Origin of the sequence: Mycobacterium sp. (assembly GCF_965277065.1) — a bacterium.
Classification (GTDB): domain Bacteria; phylum Actinomycetota; class Actinomycetes; order Mycobacteriales; family Mycobacteriaceae; genus Mycobacterium.
Window position 1 is genome coordinate 204,385 of sequence record NZ_CBDIBT010000017.1, and the last position, 17,878, is coordinate 222,262.

The 17,878-nt window shown below is 65.0% G+C and carries 16 protein-coding genes and 2 pseudogenes; 4 read left to right on the plus strand and 14 right to left on the minus strand.

The features are described from left to right. Positions 1-161 precede the first annotated feature (161 nt). Positions 162-743, minus strand: coding sequence for a DUF6676 family protein (locus ACQY5A_RS09385; RefSeq protein ID WP_428340107.1), 582 nt, complete (start codon positions 741-743; stop codon positions 162-164). Positions 744-960: 217 nt separating this feature from the next. Between ACQY5A_RS09385 and ACQY5A_RS09390 the strand changes: the two genes are divergently transcribed. Together ACQY5A_RS09390 and ACQY5A_RS09395 are read left to right on the plus strand one after the other, a co-directional pair. Then, positions 961-3,777 carry an aconitate hydratase gene (locus ACQY5A_RS09390; RefSeq protein ID WP_428340108.1) on the plus strand — a complete coding sequence of 939 codons (2,817 nt, stop codon included), beginning with the start codon at positions 961-963 and terminating at the stop codon, positions 3,775-3,777. Between the two features lie 12 nt (positions 3,778-3,789). Then, positions 3,790-4,353, plus strand: coding sequence for a TetR/AcrR family transcriptional regulator (locus tag ACQY5A_RS09395; RefSeq protein ID WP_428340109.1), 564 nt, complete (start codon positions 3,790-3,792; stop codon positions 4,351-4,353). A 12-nt stretch (positions 4,354-4,365) separates the two neighbouring features. Here the strand turns inward: ACQY5A_RS09395 and ACQY5A_RS09400 are convergent, their stop codons facing one another. From ACQY5A_RS09400 to trxA, 4 genes and pseudogenes are all read right to left on the minus strand, one after another. Then, the gene (locus ACQY5A_RS09400; protein WP_428340110.1) at positions 4,366-4,557 is read right to left on the minus strand and encodes a helix-turn-helix domain-containing protein; all 192 of its coding nucleotides are present in this window, start codon (positions 4,555-4,557) and stop codon (positions 4,366-4,368) included. Positions 4,558-4,673: 116 nt separating this feature from the next. Continuing rightward, entirely contained in the window at positions 4,674-6,302 is a 1,629-nt protein-coding gene (locus ACQY5A_RS09405; protein WP_428340111.1) for an ABC-F family ATP-binding cassette domain-containing protein, read from the minus strand. Between the two features lie 78 nt (positions 6,303-6,380). Further along, a pseudogene (locus ACQY5A_RS09410) lies at positions 6,381-7,202 on the minus strand (enoyl-CoA hydratase); the annotation flags it as partial. Positions 7,203-7,237: 35 nt separating this feature from the next. Then, a complete protein-coding gene (gene trxA / locus ACQY5A_RS09415) occupies positions 7,238-7,600 on the minus strand; it encodes a thioredoxin (RefSeq protein ID WP_428340112.1) in 363 nt (120 codons plus the stop codon). Positions 7,601-8,027: 427 nt separating this feature from the next. On the opposite strand from trxA, the gene ACQY5A_RS09420 reads away from it, so the two are divergent. Both ACQY5A_RS09420 and ACQY5A_RS09425 read left to right on the plus strand, forming a co-directional pair. Then, positions 8,028-8,564 carry a DUF5666 domain-containing protein gene (locus ACQY5A_RS09420; protein ID WP_428340113.1) on the plus strand — a complete coding sequence of 179 codons (537 nt, stop codon included), beginning with the start codon at positions 8,028-8,030 and terminating at the stop codon, positions 8,562-8,564. Between the two features lie 159 nt (positions 8,565-8,723). Continuing rightward, positions 8,724-9,464 carry a DUF5666 domain-containing protein gene (locus ACQY5A_RS09425; RefSeq protein WP_428340114.1) on the plus strand — a complete coding sequence of 247 codons (741 nt, stop codon included), beginning with the start codon at positions 8,724-8,726 and terminating at the stop codon, positions 9,462-9,464. Positions 9,465-9,520: 56 nt separating this feature from the next. Here ACQY5A_RS09425 and zwf read toward each other — a convergent pair whose 3' ends face one another. From zwf to ACQY5A_RS09470, 9 genes and pseudogenes are all read right to left on the minus strand, one after another. Further along, a complete protein-coding gene (zwf, locus tag ACQY5A_RS09430; protein WP_428340457.1) occupies positions 9,521-10,921 on the minus strand; it encodes a glucose-6-phosphate dehydrogenase in 1,401 nt (466 codons plus the stop codon). 142 nt (positions 10,922-11,063) lie between these two features. Next, entirely contained in the window at positions 11,064-11,279 is a 216-nt protein-coding gene (locus ACQY5A_RS09435) for a hypothetical protein (RefSeq protein WP_428340115.1), read from the minus strand. A gap of 110 nt (positions 11,280-11,389) precedes the next feature. Beyond that, positions 11,390-11,737 carry a metal-sulfur cluster assembly factor gene (locus tag ACQY5A_RS09440; RefSeq protein WP_428340116.1) on the minus strand — a complete coding sequence of 116 codons (348 nt, stop codon included), beginning with the start codon at positions 11,735-11,737 and terminating at the stop codon, positions 11,390-11,392. Further along, positions 11,697-12,192, minus strand: a pseudogene (gene sufU / locus ACQY5A_RS09445) (Fe-S cluster assembly sulfur transfer protein SufU). The gene ACQY5A_RS09440 and the pseudogene sufU overlap by 41 nt, the downstream one beginning before the upstream one ends. A gap of 6 nt (positions 12,193-12,198) precedes the next feature. Beyond that, positions 12,199-13,461 (minus strand): cysteine desulfurase, encoded by a 1,263-nt coding sequence (locus tag ACQY5A_RS09450; RefSeq protein WP_428340117.1) that lies wholly within the window; start codon positions 13,459-13,461, stop codon positions 12,199-12,201. Positions 13,462-13,464: 3 nt separating this feature from the next. Next, entirely contained in the window at positions 13,465-14,289 is an 825-nt protein-coding gene (gene sufC / locus ACQY5A_RS09455) for a Fe-S cluster assembly ATPase SufC (protein ID WP_428340118.1), read from the minus strand. A gap of 22 nt (positions 14,290-14,311) precedes the next feature. Beyond that, positions 14,312-15,493, minus strand: coding sequence for a Fe-S cluster assembly protein SufD (sufD, locus tag ACQY5A_RS09460; RefSeq protein ID WP_428340119.1), 1,182 nt, complete (start codon positions 15,491-15,493; stop codon positions 14,312-14,314). After that, complete coding sequence (sufB, locus tag ACQY5A_RS09465; RefSeq protein ID WP_428340120.1) at positions 15,493-16,944, minus strand: Fe-S cluster assembly protein SufB; 1,452 nt, start codon at positions 16,942-16,944, stop codon at positions 15,493-15,495. The genes sufD and sufB overlap by 1 nt, the downstream gene beginning before the upstream one ends. Further along, the gene (locus ACQY5A_RS09470; RefSeq protein ID WP_428340121.1) at positions 16,941-17,753 is read right to left on the minus strand and encodes a helix-turn-helix transcriptional regulator; all 813 of its coding nucleotides are present in this window, start codon (positions 17,751-17,753) and stop codon (positions 16,941-16,943) included. The genes sufB and ACQY5A_RS09470 overlap by 4 nt, the downstream gene beginning before the upstream one ends. Positions 17,754-17,878: the final 125 nt, after the last annotated feature.

The window sequence follows — 17,878 nt, forward strand, 5'->3', positions numbered from 1 at the left end:
GCATCCTCTGCACGGTAAGTCACATCTGACCCAGTTGAAACTTATGTCACAAATTACAAGTCTGTTCTTCTGAGAACTGTGACCCTACGGTGACATCACTAATTAGCCCGCATTTGCGGTGGCGGCGCCGACGCTATGCGACACACGCGGAATAACTGCCGTTAGGCGTGGTGATCAGCACCGTCTGCGGGGGCCGCGGCGCTCGCGGTGGGCGTTGCTGACCGCCTGCCGCGCAGTTGTATGAACCGGGTGCCGACGACTGCGGCCAGAACCCCGATCAGGACCACGACGGTGAATGGGGTCCAGGGGAACTGCGGCGTCTCGAGTTGATGCAACACATTCTGCGCGGAGAGCACCGTGTTGCCGGTCTTGGCGTGGTCCTCGCCGATCTCCAGCGTCGCCCGCGGAAAGTGGGTGCTGTACGTGCCGACAAAGTTCGGGCTCAGGACCAGCACGGTCGCGTCGGGATGTTGGGAGCCGATCACCGTCGCGATGTCCCGCAGCGGGGTGTCGTTCGGCGGGTTGTGATCGAGCACCACGATCTTCAGATCGATGTTGTGCTTGTGCGCCTGGTTGATCACGTCGAGCAGCGCCGGCGTGACGGCCGGTGGTGCGCTGATGTTTCCCGTGCTGACCTGTTGCTGGACCACGGCCAGGCAGTCGTCGGGCTTGGTCGCTGGATCGAGACCGATGGTGCCGCAGAGTTCACCAGGTATGTAGAGCGGTGCGTGCGGGGTAGTCACGGAGGAAACGGTACCGGCTGACGACGCCTGCGTGACACCAGGTGGCCGGCCGAAAGAGAAGAAATTTCTGAGTCCGGCGCAATGCAGGACAAGCGTACTGTTAGACTCGTCAGTGCCCGTCGACACGGCCCGTCGGCGAGCGGAACGAGCGAGGATCGCCAGCCCGGCCCGGCCGGCGCAGTGGGTCACCGCCGACAACAAAATCTCGGGAGTTGATGTGAGCAGCAAAGATTCGGTGAATTCCTTCGGAGCCCACGACACCTTGAAGGTCGGCGGGGACAGTTACGAGATCTACCGGCTAGACGCGGTTCCGGGTACCGAAAAGCTTCCCTACAGCTTGAAGGTCCTCGCCGAAAACCTGCTCCGTAACGAAGACAGCAGCAACATCACCAAGGACCACATCGAGGCCATCGCCCACTGGGATCCCAAGGCCGAGCCGAGCATCGAAATCCAGTACACGCCGGCACGTGTCGTGATGCAGGACTTCACCGGCGTTCCGTGCATCGTCGACCTCGCCACGATGCGGGAGGCCATCGGCGATCTGGGCGGCAACGCAGAGAAGGTCAACCCCTTGGCGCCGGCGGACCTGGTGATCGACCACTCGGTGATCGCGGACCTGTTCGGCACGGCCGACGCGTTCGAGCGCAACGTCGAGATCGAATACGAGCGCAACGGTGAGCGCTACCAGTTCCTGCGCTGGGGGCAGGGCGCCTTCGACGACTTCAAGGTGGTGCCGCCGGGCACCGGCATCGTGCACCAGGTCAACATCGAATACCTGGCCAGCGTCGTCATGACCCGCGACGGGGTGGCCTATCCCGACACTTGCGTCGGCACCGACTCGCACACCACGATGGTCAACGGACTGGGCGTGCTGGGCTGGGGCGTCGGCGGCATCGAGGCCGAGGCTGCGATGCTCGGCCAGCCGGTGTCGATGCTGATCCCCCGCGTCGTCGGCTTCAAGCTCACCGGCGAGATCAAGCCGGCGGTCACCGCCACCGATGTGGTGCTGACTGTCACCGAGATGCTGCGCAAGCACGGCGTGGTCGGCAAGTTCGTCGAATTCTACGGCGAGGGCGTAGCCGAAGTGCCGTTGGCCAACCGCGCCACTTTGGGCAACATGAGCCCTGAATTCGGCTCCACCGCAGCAATTTTCCCGATCGACGAAGAGACCATCTCGTATCTGAAGTTCACCGGCCGCAGCGATGAGCAGTTGGCTCTGGTCGAGGCCTACGCCAAAGAGCAGGGATTGTGGCACGACCCCAAGCACGAGCCGACGTTCTCGGAGTACCTGGAGCTGGACCTGTCCGAGGTGGTGCCGTCGATCGCCGGGCCGAAACGGCCGCAGGACCGCATCGCGCTGTCGGACGCAAAGTCATCGTTCCGCAAGACCATTCCGAGTTACGTCGGCGACGACCCAGACAAGAAGGACTACTCCAAGCTGGACGAGGAGCTCGACGAGACGTTCCCGGCAAGTGACCCCGGTCAGGTCGCCAATGGACACGCCGACGACCGCGCTCCGGAGCAGTCGGCCGCCGCGCACGCGAAGGGCCGGGTGAGCAATCCGGTGGAGGTGAAATCCGATGAGCGCGGCGAATTCGTCCTCGACCACGGCGCAGTGGTGATTGCCGCGGTCACCTCGTGCACCAACACCTCCAACCCCGAGGTGATGCTGGGCGCGGCGCTGCTGGCCCGCAACGCCGTCGAAAAGGGACTCGCCACCAAGCCATGGGTGAAGACCACAATGGCGCCGGGCTCGCAGGTGGTCAACGACTACTACGAGAAATCCGGCCTCTGGCCTTACCTGGAAAAGCTCGGCTTCTACCTGGTCGGCTACGGATGCACGACCTGCATCGGCAACTCCGGCCCACTGCCTGACGAGATTTCGAAGGCGATCAACGACAACGATCTCTCCGTGACTGCGGTCCTCTCGGGCAACCGTAACTTCGAGGGCCGCATCAACCCCGACGTCAAGATGAACTACCTGGCGTCGCCGCCGCTGGTGATCGCCTACGCGCTGGCAGGCACCATGGACTTCGATTTCGACAAGGACCCGCTGGGTCGCGATAAAGACGGCAACGACGTGTTTCTCAAAGACATCTGGCCGTCGCAGAAGGACGTCTCGGACACCATCGCGTCGGCGATCAACCAGGAGATGTTCACCAAGAACTATGCCGACGTGTTCAAGGGCGACGAGCGCTGGCGCGACCTGCCGACGCCGAGCGGCAACACCTTCGAGTGGGCCGAGGACTCGACGTATGTGCGCAAACCACCGTACTTCGAGGGGATGTCGGCAGACCCCGAGCCGGTGAGCGACATCAGCGGCGCCCGGGTGTTGGCACTGCTCGGTGATTCGGTGACCACCGACCACATCTCCCCCGCCAGCAGCATCAAGCCGGGAACGCCGGCGGCGCAGTACCTCGAGGAACACGGCGTGCAGCGCAAGGATTTCAACTCCTTCGGTTCGCGGCGCGGCAACCACGAGGTGATGATCCGCGGCACGTTCGCCAACATCCGGCTTCGCAACGAGTTGCTCGACGACGTCTCGGGTGGCTACACCCGCGACTTCACCCAGGATGACGCCCCGCAAGCGTTCATTTACGACGCGGCGCAAAACTATGCGGCACAAGGTATTCCGCTGGTCGTGCTCGGCGGTAAAGAGTACGGCTCGGGCTCGTCGCGAGACTGGGCGGCCAAGGGCACGTCGCTGCTGGGAGTCCGCGCGGTGATCACCGAATCGTTCGAGCGCATCCACCGGTCCAACCTGATCGGGATGGGCGTGATCCCGCTGCAATTTCCGGAGGGCAAGTCGGCCGGGGACCTGGGTCTGGACGGCACCGAGGTCTTCGACATCACCGGCATCGAGGAGCTCAACAACGCTAAGACGCCGAAGACGGTTCACGTCAAGGCCACCAAAGATGGCGGAAAGGCCGTGGAATTCGACGCGGTGGTGCGCATCGACACCCCGGGTGAAGCCGACTACTACCGCAACGGCGGCATCTTGCAGTACGTGTTGCGCAACATGCTGAAGGCCTAACGGAGAGCGGCCGTGCCCAAGGTCAGCCAGGATCATCTGGAGGCCCGGCGCCGTCAGATCCTTGACGGCGCCCGCGGCTGCTTCGCCGAGTTCGGCTACGACGGGGCGACGGTGCGCCGCCTGGAGCAGGCGATCGGTTTGTCGCGAGGTGCGATATTCCATCACTTCCGCGACAAGGACACGTTGTTCTTCGAATTGGCGCACGAGGATGCCGAGCGGATGGCCGATGTCGCGTCCCGCGAGGGTCTGGTCCAGGTGATGCGCGACATGCTCGCGGCGCCCGAGCAGTTCGATTGGCTCGCCACACGATTGGAGATCGCGCGAAAGCTGCGCCACGAGCCGGAGTTCAACAAGGAGTGGACCGACCGGTCAGCGGAGTTGGCGGCGGCGACGATCGAACGCCTACGCCGGCAGAAGCTGGCCGGCCGGGTCCGCGACGACATCCCCAGTGACGTGCTGCAGTGCTATCTGGATCTGGTTCTCGACGGGTTGGTGGCCAAGGTGGCCTCCGGCGAAGACACTCAGTTGCTCACTGCTGTCCTCGATCTGGTCGAGGGCTCGGTCCGACAGCGCTAGCTGGGCGCGAGACTAGTGCGTTCTGGTGCGGTGGTTGGGCCCGCCGCGGCTGCGCATCGTGGTGCCGGACTCGCGCAGCATGCTGTGGATCGACCCGTACGACCTTCCGGTCGAGCCGACCAGCGTGCGAATGCTGGCTCCGCTCTCGTAGGCACTGCGTAATTCGCGCAGCACCTGATCGCGCGGCTTTTTCGATTTCCTCACTTGCCCCTCCCCGATTGAACTCAGATCCCCAAAGCACAAAGAGTAGGAAGGGAGGTCGGGTTGCGGGCCGAATTGGCGAAATCCTCTGCTGCACCCCAAAGATTGCGGCAGCAGGCTCAGGCGAGCTCGATGAGATCCCGGTATTCGTCGGACCAATGGTCCTCGGTTCCGTCGGGCAGTAGCACCACGCGTTGCGGGTCGAGGGCTTCGGCGGCGCCCGGGTCGTGGGTGACAAGCACCACCGCGCCCGCGTAGCTGCGCAGCGCATCCAGCACCTGTTCGCGCGAGGCCGGATCGAGGTTGTTGGTCGGCTCGTCGAGCAACAACACATTGGCCGTGGAAGCCACCAAACCGGCGAGCGCCAGCCGGGTCTTCTCGCCGCCGGACAACGTGCCGGCCGCTTGGTCGAGCTGGCTACCACTGAACATGAATGCGCCCAGTAGTCCGCGCAACTCCTGCTCTCCGGTGTCGGGTGCGGCGTGGCGAATGTTCTCCCACACCGTCGTGGCATCGTCGAGCGTGTCGTGCTCCTGCGCGAAATACCCGATTTTCAAACCATGTCCGGGCTCGATCACTCCGGCGTCGGCCTGCTCGACGCCGGCCAGCAACCGCAGCAGGGTGGTCTTGCCGGCACCGTTGAGGCCAAGCACAACCACCCGCGAACCGCGGTCGATGGCCAGGTCCACCCCGGTGAAAATCTCCAGCGAGCCGTAATTCTTCGTCAGCCCGGACGCGGTCAGTGGCGTGCGTCCACACGAGGACGGGCTCGGGAATTTGATCCGGGCCACCTTGTCTGCCACCCGCTCGGCGTCCAGCGCGGCCATCATCCGGTCGGCACGCCGCAGCATATTCTGTGCCGCAACGGCTTTGGTCGCCTTGGCGCCCATCTTCGCGGCCTGGGTGCGTAGCGCGGTGGCTTTCTTCTCTGCGTTGGCCCGCTCACGGCGACGGCGCTGCTCGTCGGTGGCACGGGCATCCAGGTACTTCTGCCAGCCCATGTTGTAGACGTCGGCCTCGCCGCGGACCGCGTCGAGGAACCAGACCCGGTTGACCACGTCGGCCAGCAGGTCGACGTTGTGACTGATCACCACCAGGCCGCCGGTGTGGTTGCGCAGGAAGTCCCGCAGCCACCCGACCGAGTCGGCGTCGAGGTGGTTGGTCGGCTCGTCGAGCAGCAGCGTGGTGGCCGACCCCGCACCGCTGTCGGATGCGGCGAACAGGATCCGGGCCAACTCCACCCGGCGGCGCTGCCCACCGGACAGGGTGCGCAGCTGCTGGGTCAGGACGCGGTCGGGCAGGCCGAGACTGGCGCAGATGCGGCCCGCTTCGCTTTCGGCGCCGTAGCCGCCGAGCGCGGCGAACCGCTCCTCGAGTTGGCCGTAACGACGGATCGCACGATCTCGGGCGGCGTCGTCGGCGACTTCGGCCATCAGCGCCTGCTGCTTCTCCAGATCGGTGAGCAGGCGGTCCAGACCGCGCGCCGACAGCACCCGGTCGCGGGCGAGCACGTCGAGGTCGCCCTCTTTGGGATCCTGCGGCAGATAACCGATCTCACTGGTGCGGGTGACAGCACCCGCGTACGGCTCCCCCTCGCCCGCCAGGATGCGCATCGTTGTGGTCTTACCAGCACCGTTGCGCCCGACGAGCCCGATTCGGTCCCCCGGCTGAATCCGCAGAGCCGGCCCGTCCGCGTAGAGCAGTGTGCGCGCACCTGCGCGGACCTCGAGGTCCGTAGCCGTGATCACGGTCACTCTCCTTGTACGTTGTCCGGCTCCTACGCAGGTCCATGCTGGCCTGCATCGTCGCCAGACGGCACGGATTAACTACTTGTCGTCGGTGAACACCGGCGGGCGCTTCTGGGCGCGCGCGGCAACCGCTTCTTCGAAGTTGCCAGTGAGTAGGCGGACGAAGAGCTGTCCGAGACCTTCGGCCTGCATGTGCCCTTCCAGGCTAGCGGCGTCCAGTCCACTCCATAGTGTCCGCTTGGTCAACTCGACGCCCGGCCGGGAGAACGCGGCGATGCGCTCGGCCATGTCATAACAGGTCTCCAGCAATTGGTCTTCAGGCACTTGGCGGGACACCAGCCCGATCCGCTCGGCCTCCGCGGCGTCGACATCGCGACCGGTCAGCATGATCTCGAAAGCCCGGGACGAACCGATGGCCCGCGGCAGCAGGTAGCTCAGGCCCAGTTCGCTGGCGGTCAGCCCGTTGTTGATGCCCGCGGCCCGGAAATACGCCCCGTGCGCTGCGACGCGGATGTCGGCGGCCAGTGCCAGGCACAGCCCACCGCCGATCGCGGCGCCGTTGACCGCGGCGATCACCGGCTGGTGCAGCCGTCGCAGCGCCAGGATCACGTCATCGAGAAGCGCCATCGAGCGCATTGCATAGGTGGGCCGGGTGAGGTCCTGGACGTGCGGAACCGAGCCGGCCGACTTGTGATCGGCGCCCGAGGAGAAGCCGTTGCCGGCGCCGGTCAGCACCACCACCCGAACGGAATTGTCGTAGGTGATGTCTTCCAGCACCTCTTTGAGCGGGACCATGACGTCGAACGCCATGGAGTTCATCCGCTCCGGACGATTGAGGGTGACCTGTGCGACGTGCGGCCGCGGATGTTCGACGAGGACCATACTCACCGTTGAACGGTAACGCCTCGCGTCGGTGCGGGCAGCAAAGCGTCAGCTCAGGATGGGTCGCCTTGCTGCGTGGCGGCGGCCGCGTCGACATCGAAGGCCTTCACCTGCTGAACCAGGTCTTCCAACGCGGCGCCCGGCAGTGCACCAGCCTGGTTGAAGACCAGCTTGCCCTGTTTGAAGGCCATCAGCGTCGGGATGGACCGGATCTGCGCGGCAGCGGCAAGTTCCTGTTCGGCTTCGGTGTCCACTTTGGCGTGCACCACGTCAGGGTGCTTGTCGGCGGATGCGGCAAACGTTGGCGCGAACTGCCGGCACGGGCCGCACCAGGAGGCCCAGAAGTCGACGAGCACGATGTCGTTGCCGTTGATCGTTTCGTTGAACTGTGCGGCAGTGAGTTCTTGGGTGGTCACCCGCTGATCAACGTTGCAAACCGTCGCTGTGTTCCCCGCGATCAGGTCAAGTGGTCGTAGTCGCCGCGCAGGTCCTGCACAGCCAGAACATGATTAACTTTAATTCGCTGGCGCCGCACCACGAGCCCATCGGGGGCCTCTACCGCCAGCGTTAGACATCCGCTTGCAGCGGGTATCCCGCCCGGTTATGTTCGCGATCGGAGAAGCGTCGATGTGGATCACTTTGCCAGCTCCCTCGCGGACCCGTTTGGTAACCCCTCTACTGGCCGGAGCTGCCGCTTTGTCCATCGCCGCGTGCGGCACATCGAACCACCCAACCCCGCCACCGCCTGGCACCGCGGCAAGCCAACCGACGTCCGCGCCCACGCCACCGCCGCCACCGCCCCCGCCGGTGGGCAAAGATCACGTCGAGGGCCTAGTCAGATCGGTGTCCGGTAACACGTTCCAGCTCACCCAACGGGACCGGAGCGCGGCGACGGTGGACTCCGCCCCGGAGACGATCGTCACCGAGCTCGGCTCGGCCGCGCTGACCGACGTCCAACCCGGCAGTTGCGTCGACGTCAGGTCTGCGCCGCAGAGCGCTTCGCCCGGCGGTGCGATCACTGCGGAATCCGTGGAGATCAGCCCGGCAATAGCCCGCAGGTGCCCCCCGCCGCCGGGGCCCGCGCCAGCCGTTTACGGCACCGTCGACTCCGTCGCGGGCAACGCCATCGAAGTCAACACCACCGATCTCACCGGCAAAACGACGCGTAGCACCGTTACCGTCACCAACACGACCACCTACACCAAACACGCCGTTACCAATGTCCAAGCGGTCCAGGATGGTAAGTGCATGGCGGCGCAGGGAACCAAGGACGGCAGTGTGCTGCACGCTGAGTCGATCGACCTCGAACCGTGTCCGCCGATGGGTGGCCCGCAGCACCATTTCCACCTCCCATGGTGGCTGCACCATCACCACCATTAGAACCGAAACGCGACTCGTCCAACCGCTTTCGCGCGGCCGACCCAGATACACAGCAGGCTCATAATCGGGCCCTCGCCGGCACTCAGCTGAGGCGCCGACAGTGAGAAACGTTGCATGACCGGCCTGCGCAGCGCAGCCGTCAATGGGAAAGGTCCTTCCATGTCTGTCACTTCCCCACCCGCCCGGCTGAGCCGATTGGCGATCGTGATGCTCACCGGTGTCAGCGCGCTTTCGATTGCCGCGTGCGGCGCATCCAACAATGCCAAGCCGACTTCGGCGAATTCGACTAGCCCCGCGCCCTCATCATCGTCGCCGTCGGCCAAGGGCAAGGACTGGGTGAATGGGCTGATCGATTCGGTGTCGGGCAACACAATTCAGGTCAGCCAACGATCCGGAACCGCCACCGTCGACTTCACACCGTCGACGGCGGTCTCCGAAGTCACCCCGGCCCAACTGACCGACATCACCAACGGCAGCTGCGTCAGTGTGCATCCGGACCGGCACAACGCCTCGGGGGATCGCAGCGCGATCACCGCTCGATCGGTGCGTATTAGCACCGCCGTCGACGGCAAGTGCGGCGGCGCGACCAACGCGCCACCGGGCGCACCCGCCGCGCATCACCAAACACGTGGTCAGGTCCTATCCATGACGGGCAATACGATCATCCTGAATGACGCTGATGCAGGCGGCAATTCGGCGCGAACCAGCGTGACGGTCACCAATACCACCACATACACCAAACAGTCAGCCGCTGACGCACAAGCGATCACCCAAGGCAAGTGCATCGAGGCGCACGGGACCATGGATGGCGGCGGCACACTGCAAGCGCGGACCATCTCCGTTCAACAATCCGACAACAGCAGCTGCCCCCAACTCGGCGGTAAGCACCACCGCCATTAGCCGGCCGAAGCGTCGATACCACCGCGGAAATCCGGGGCCGTGGCGCTGCCGCGCCATTACTTCTTGCCGCGCCAGGCCCGTTCGAACGGCAGTCGCCACGAGCGGGGGGCGATCAGCGGATGGACGGCGTTGGGCCCCCACGAGTCGATGTCGTAACTACGCACCGGTGGCGGATCCTCGAGCAGTGGCGCCGAAACCTCCCAGAGCCGTTCGATGCCCTCGGCGGTGTTGTACAGCGTCCGGTCGCCGCGCATCGCGTCGAGGATCAGCCGTTCGTAGGCCTCCAAGACGTCGCCGGCATGGCCGCTCTCTTCCATGGTGAACTGCAGGCTGAGCTTGTCCAGCTTCATTCCCGGCCCCGGTCGCTTGCCGTAGAACGACAACGACATCTTGGACACGTCGGCGAGGTCGAACGTCAGGTGATCGGGACCCTTTTGTCCCACCCCGGATCCCGGCGGGAACATGCTGCGCGGTGGCTCGTGGAACGCGATCGAGATGATGCGCTGCCCCTCGGCCAAGCCCTTGCCGGTCCGCAGGAAGAACGGAACCCCGGCCCAGCGCCAGTTGTCGATCTCGCATTTGAGCGCGATGAAGGTCTCGGTGTCCGATTCAGGCGACACGCCCGACATGTCGCGGTAGCCGCGGTACTGCCCGCGGACCACGTGAGCCGGGTCGAGCGGACGCATGGAGCGAAATACTTTGTTTTTCTCGCTGCTGATGGCGTCCGACGCCAGCTCGGTCGGTGGCTCCATCGCGACGAACGCCAGGATCTGGAACAGGTGGGTGACCACCATGTCTTTGAAGGCCCCGACGGATTCGTAGAACTGGGCCCGGTTTTCGACGGTCAGCCGCTCCGGCACGTCGATCTGGATGTGATCGATGAACTGACGGTTCCAGATCGGCTCGAACAATCCGTTGGCGAACCGGAAGGCAAGAATGTTCTGCGCGGCTTCCTTGCCGAGGAAGTGGTCGATCCGGAAGATCTGTTCCTCGTCGAACCGCTCATGGATGGCCTTGTTGAGCTCCTGCGCGCTCTTGAGGTCGACGCCGAACGGCTTTTCCATGATGACCCGCGAGTTCTCCGCCAGGTCCGCCTTGTGCAGGGTGTCCATCACGGCCATCACCGCTTTGGGCGGGACACTCAGGTAGTGCAGCAAATGCACTTCCCCGCCCAGCGCCTCGGTCTGTTCGGCTACCGCGCTCGCCAGCGCCTCCGGACCATTTTGCTGGGGAACGAAGGTCAAGTTTGCGATGAACTGATCGAACAGCTCATCGCTGACGGCGTGGTGGGCGAACTCCTTGCAGGCCTTATGCGCCTGCTTGCGGAACGCGTCGGTATCGATCTCGTCGAGCGACGTTCCGATGACCCGCATCTCGGGAGCAAGCTTCGAACACGACAGATGCAGCAGACCCGGCAATAGTTTGCGCTGAGCCAAATCACCTGTGGCGCCGAACATTACGACGACGTGCGGAGGAACTTTTGTTCCGGACGGCGTGGGCCCAGGCGTTTTCACGGCATCCGTCACATTCTCGATGGTAGCCAAGGCTGCTTGGATTTAAACCCTGCGCAGGTGAACACTGAGCGGCCCAGGCGACCGATTAGTCCGGAACCTGGTACCAGCCCCGCTCGTCCCCGTACCGCCAGCCGCAGGGCGTGTACTGGAACTTCGTACCGTCATCGCCGCCGTACCCCGCGCATTTCGGGGAGTTAGGGTCGGGTGCCGGTCCCGGTGCGGGGTCTGCGTGGGCGACCCCGGTGCCCAGAAGTGCGGTAGCTGCGCAGAACGCGGCGACAACCAACTTCTTCTTCAACATGCAATCTCCACTCTGGCTCGGTCAGGTGGTGCAATTCTGCGGGAGATCGGCGGCTAGCGCGACACGAACAGTAGCGACAGCCGACGGCTTAACAGGACGTTTACAGCAAGTCAGACGGTGAAGCCTAAAGCGCGCAGCTGATCGCGGCCGTCATCGGTGATCTTGTCGGGACCCCACGGCGGATTCCACACCCAGTTGATCCGCAACTCGTCGACCAGGCCCGCGCCGATCAGCGCGTTACGTGACTGGTCTTCGATGACGTCGGTCAGCGGACAGGCCGGAGACGTCAACGTCATGTCGATCAGCGCGACTGTCCCCTCTTCGGCGTCTTCGAGGTTCACGCCGTACACCAATCCCAGGTCGACGACGTTGATGCCCAATTCGGGGTCGACGACATCGCGCATCGCCTCTTCGATGTCACCGAGCAGTTCGTTGTCCGGTACCGCGGTCTCGCTCATCTGATCTCCTCCACGTCGTGGCTGGCCTGGGCCAACGCATCCTTGAATGCCATCCAACCCAGCAGTGCGCATTTGACCCGGGCCGGGTACTTCGCGACGCCGGCGAACGCCACCCCGTCTCCGAGGACGTCTTCGTCACCCTCGATGTTTCCGCGCGACGACACCATCTCGCTGAACGCGGTGACGGTCTTCAACGCCTGCCCGAGACTCTGGCCAATGACCTGCTCGGTGAGCACCGATGTGGCGGCCTGGCTGATCGAGCAGCCCTGTCCGTCGTAAGAGACGTCGGCGACAGTCTCCCCGTCTTCCGACAGCGCCACCCTTAGCGTGATCTCGTCTCCGCACGTCGGGTTCTTGTGATAGACCTCGGCGCCGAATGGCTCGCGCAGACCGCGGTGCTGCGGATGCTTGTAGTGATCGAGGATCACTTCCTGATACATCTGCTCAAGACGCATGACGCCTCACGCCCTACCGAAGAAGTCGATGGCGCGACGGACCCCCGCGACCAGTCGGTCGACCTCGTCCAGAGTGTTGTAGATCGCGAACGACGCGCGCGCAGTGGCCGCAACCTCGAAGCGGCGGTGCAGCGGCATCGCGCAGTGGTGGCCGACCCGAACGGCGACGCCGTCGTCGTCGAGCACCTGGCCGACATCGTGCGCGTGCACACCGTCGACCACGAAAGACACTGGCGACCCGCGGTCTTCAAGGGTCGTGGGCCCGATGATCCGCACCTCGTCGATGCCGGACAGCCCGTCGATCGCGGCGGCGACCAGTTCGCGCTCGTGGGCTTCGACGGTCGCCATTCCGATGGCGTCGAGGTAGCGAGCGGCCGCACCCAGGCCGACGACCTGAGAGGTCATCGGCGTCCCGGCCTCGAAACGCTGCGGCGGGGCGGCGTAGGTCGTGTTGTCCATTGTCACGGTCTCGATCATCGAGCCGCCGGTGATGAATGGCGGCAGCGCACGCAGCAATTCGGCGCGGGCGTAGAGCACGCCGATTCCGTTGGGGCCCAACATCTTGTGCCCGGAGAACGCGCCGAAATCGACGTCGAGGGCGTGGAAGTCGACCGGCTGGTGCGGCACCGACTGGCAGGCATCCAGCACGGTCAGGGCGCCGACGGCCTTGGCCCGCTGGACCAGTTCGGCAACCGGGGCGATCGCGCCGGTCACGTTCGAATGATGGCTGAAGGAAACGACTTTGACGCTGCCGTCGAGCTGCAGCGAGTCCAGGTCGATGCGACCGTCGTCGGTCACGCCATACCAGCGCAGCGTGGCGCCGGTGCGACGGGCCAGTTCCTGCCACGGAACGAGGTTGGCGTGGTGCTCGAGTTCGGTGACCACAATGACGTCGCTGGGCCCGACAGCATCAGCGAAGCGGCTGTCCCCCAGCACGTAGGACACCAGGTTGAGCGATTCGGTGGCGTTCTTGGTGAAGACCAGTTCGTCGGAGGCAGCTCCGACGAACGAAGCGATGTCGGCGCGGCCCTGCTCGTAGGCGTCGGTGGCCTCCTCCATCAGCTGGTGCGCGCCGCGGTGCACCCCGCCGTTGGAGGTGAGCAGGAATTCCCGCTCGGCATCGAGAACCTGAACCGGCCGCTGTGATGTCGCTCCGGAATCCAAGTACACCAACCGATTTCCGCCCCGCATGACGCGGCGCAGGATCGGGAAGTCGGCCCGGATCGCGGCGAGATCCAGCGCCGCCGAGTGAGTGGCCGAAACCGTCATATATCAGGACCCCGAGGCGGCCGTCCGCGACGATCGCAAGCGCGGCGAAGCCACGCGCAGCGGGTCGTCGCTGTCGGTGTGGGCGAAGCGTTCGTAGCCGTTTTCTTCGAGTGCATCGGCCAATTCCGGGCCGCCCGATTCGACAATCCGGCCGCCGACGAAGACGTGCACGAACTGCGGCTGGATGTACCGCAGGATCCGGGTGTAGTGCGTGATCAGCAAAACGCCACCCTGCTCGGCCTCGGCGTAGCGGTTGACGCCCTCGCTGACCACCCGCAGCGCGTCGACGTCCAGACCGGAGTCGGTCTCGTCGAGGATCGCGATCTTGGGCTTCAGCAGGCCCAGTTGCAGGATCTCATGGCGCTTCTTCTCACCGCCGGAGAAACCTTCGTTGACACTGCGCTCACCAAAGGCCGCGTCGATGTCCAGGTCCGCCATAGCGGCCTTGACCTCTTTGACCCAGTGCCGCAGCTTGGGCGCTTCGCCGCGGACCGCGGTCGCCGCCGAGCGCAGGAAGTTCGACATCGACACGCCGGGAACCTCGACCGGGTACTGCATGGCCAGGAACAGGCCGGCCCTGGCGCGCTCGTCGATGCTCATCTCGAGAACGTCCGCACCGTCGAGGGTGATCGACCCGGAGGTCACGGTGTACTTCGGGTGGCCGGCGATGGCGTAGGACAGCGTCGACTTGCCGGACCCGTTCGGGCCCATCACGGCGTGGGTCTCCCCGGAGCACACCGTCAGGTCGACGCCCTTGAGAATCGGAACTTCTGCGCCCTCGGGGGTGAACACCGAGGCGTGCAGGTCTTTGATTTCCAGAGTGGTCATGGTCAGTTGCTTCTCTCGTAGTTCAATTGATCCCAGCAGTGATCGCCAGTTCTCGTTCAATGGCTTCGGTCAGGCGCTCGCGCACGGCGGGGACGGCGATCTTCGCGATGATCTCGTTGAAGAACCCGCGCACCACCAAGCGTCGGGCCTGTGCTTCGGGAATGCCGCGAGCACGCAGGTAGAACAGCTGCTCGTCGTCGAATCTTCCCGTCGCACTCGCGTGTCCGGCACCGGCGATCTCGCCGGTCTCGATCTCCAGGTTGGGCACCGAGTCGGCGCGGGCACCGTCGGTCAGCACCAGGTTGCGGTTGACCTCGAAGGTGTCCGTCCCCTCGGCTTCGGCACGGATCACCACGTCGCCGATCCAGACCGTGTGCGCGTCCGGCTTCTTGGAATCCGGATCACCTTGCAGCGCACCCTTGTACAGCACGTCGGACTTGCAGTTCGGCTGTGAGTGGTCGACCAACAGCCGGGCCTCGAAGTGCTGGCCGTCGTCGGCGAAGTAGGTGCCGAGCAGCTGCGCGTCGCCGCCAGGGCCGTCGAAGCGCACGGTCGCTGTGGTGCGGACCACGTCGCCGCCCAGCGTGACATTGACGTGTCCCAGCACCGCATCCTTGCCGAGGCGGGCGTGATGGGAGCTGACGTGCACCGTGTCGTCGGCCCAGTCCGCGATCCAGATGACGCCCAAGCCCGCCGAATCGCCGACGATGATCTCGACGTTGTCGGCAATGGTGCCGCTGCCCCGCAGGTCGACCACGACGATCGCGCGCGACAGTTCCTCGACGCGGATCTGCAGGTGCCCATAGGCCACCGCACCCTCGCCGGGCCCGGTGACGTTGATCTCGATCGGCTCGGCCACCTCGGTGTCCCGCGCGACAGTGACGACGGTCGCCGAGTTGAACGACGAGAAGGCTTGCGCGGCAACACGATCAGCGGGAACGCCACCCTGACCGAGTCGCTGGTCACCGCGCCGTACCGATTCGACCGTGACGCCCGGTCGATCGTTGACCTCGATCGTCGCGATACCGGTCGCCGGCGCGGATCCGTCGTGCAGTCCTCGTAGCCGTTTGAGCGGTGTGAAACGCCACAGCTCGTCGCGACCGCCGGGAACCTCGAACGCGTCGACGTCGAACGAGGAGAACCGCTCGCCCTTGTTGGCAACGGCGAAGGCTGAACCCTCAACCGCTTCAGTCAATCCGACCACTAGCCGACCGAGCCTTCCATCTGCAGCTCGATCAGCCGGTTGAGCTCGAGGGCGTATTCCATCGGCAGTTCCTTGGCGATCGGCTCGACGAAGCCGCGGACCACCATCGCCATCGCTTCGTCTTCGGTCAGTCCGCGGCTCATCAGATAGAACAGCTGAGTGTCGCTGACCTTGGAGACGGTGGCCTCGTGGCCCATCGTGACGTCGTCCTCGCGGATGTCGACGTACGGGTACGTGTCACTGCGGCTGATCGTATCCACTAGCAGCGCATCGCATTTCACGCTGGAACGCGATCCGTGCGCCCCTTTGTTCACCTGCACCAGCCCCCGGTAGGAGGCGCGACCGCCACCGCGGGCGACCGACTTGGACACGATGTTGCTCGAGGTGTTGGGCGCCAGGTGCAGCATCTTGGCGCCGGTGTCCTGGTGCTGGCCCTCGCCGGCAAACGCGACCGAGAGCACTTCACCCTTGGCGTATTCGCCGGTCATCCAGACCGCCGGGTACTTCATCGTGACCTTCGATCCGATGTTGCCGTCGACCCATTCCATGGTGGCGCCGGCCTCGGCCCGGGCCCGCTTGGTGACCAGGTTGTAGACGTTGTTGGACCAGTTCTGGATGGTGGTGTAACGGCAACGGCCACCGGGCTTCACGATGATCTCCACGACCGCGGAGTGCAGCGAGTCGCTCTTGTAGATCGGCGCGGTACAGCCCTCGACGTAGTGCACGTAAGCGCCCTCGTCGACGATGATCAGCGTCCGCTCGAACTGGCCCATGTTCTCGGTGTTGATCCGGAAGTAGGCCTGCAGCGGGATATCGACGTGCACGCCCGGCGGGACGTAGATAAACGATCCCCCACTCCAGACGGCGGAGTTCAGCGCTGAGAACTTGTTGTCGCCGGCCGGGATCACCGTGCCGAAGTACTTCTGGAAGAGCTCCGGGTGCTCACGCAGACCGGAGTCGGTGTCCAGGAAGATGACGCCCAGGGCCTCGAGGTCTTCGCGGATCGAGTGGTAGACCACCTCTGACTCGTATTGCGCCGCAACACCGGAGACCAGTCGCTGCTTCTCCGCCTCGGGGATGCCGAGCCTGTCGTAGGTGTTCTTGATGTCCGCAGGCAGGTCGTCCCAGGTGGCGGCCTGCTTCTCGCTGGAGCGCACGAAGTACTTGATGTTGTCGAAGTGGATCCCTTCGAGGTCGGATCCCCAGTTCGGCATCGGCTTGCGTTCGAAGATGCGCAGCGCCTTCAACCGGTGCTCCAGCATCCACGCCGGCTCGCTCTTCTTGCCCGAGATGTCGCGCACCACGGCCTCGGACAGCCCGCGCTGCGCGCTGGCGCCGGCCACGTCGGAGTCCGACCAGCCGTAGCCGTAGCGGCCCAGCGAGGCGATCGTTTCTTCCTGTGTCAGCGTCTCGGCGGGCAGAGCCGTCTTAGCGTCCGGGGTGAGAGTCATGATGACACTCCTTTGGTGCTCGTGGTGGCTTCGGCACGGGCTGTGCGCCGAAGATCAGTCGATGGGGCTTCCGCAGCGGCGAGCGGAACGTGAGTGGTGCAGGCGCAATCACCGTTGACGATTGTCGCCAGACGCTGCACGTGGGTACCGAGTACCTCCGCTATCGCCTGCTGCTCGGTTTCGCACAATTCCGGGAACTCCTCGGCGACGTGCGACACCGGGCAATGATGCTGGCAGATTTGCACACCGTGGATCGGGCCCCCCACCTGCGTGGTGGTCGCGACGTAACCGGCTTTGGACAATGCGCCGGCGATGCGCTCGGCGGTGGCTTCGATCTCTTCGTCGGAGTCCGAACCGGCCGCCTCGACATCGGACAGGATCGTGTCGATGCGCTGCCGCGCGAAGCGGCGGACCGCCTCTTCGCCGCCGATCTCTCGCAGTTGGCGCATCGCGGCCGACGCCAGGTCGTCGTAGCTGTGGTCCAGCTTGGCCCGGCCGGTCGCCGTCAGCCGGTACCGCTTGGCCGGCCGTCCCCGCCCCGCTTGCTGCCATGGCGCTGCGGGCGCCGACTCGGCTTCACCCACGTCGATCAGCACGTCGAGGTGGCGTCGCACCCCGGCCGCGGACAGCCCAAGCCGTTCGCCGATCTGCCCGGCGGTGATGGACCCGGACTCCAACAGCAGCCGAATGACGGCGCTGCGCGTCTGACCGTCGTGCGTCGCCGCAGCAGTTGCTGCTTCGACGCTGGGGACAGAGGGTGCGAATTCCACAACACCAGTGTGACGCAATTCCGGGGACGGGTCTAGCAAGGTTACCCTCTGCCATGGTTGCGCTGGTCACACCTGACCGGTTCGGCAGGGTCGCGGGGGCGATTGGTCACATGGCGGCGACCCGCTGCGCCCGGCTCCGCCGCGCTGGCGATCGCCGCTACGCT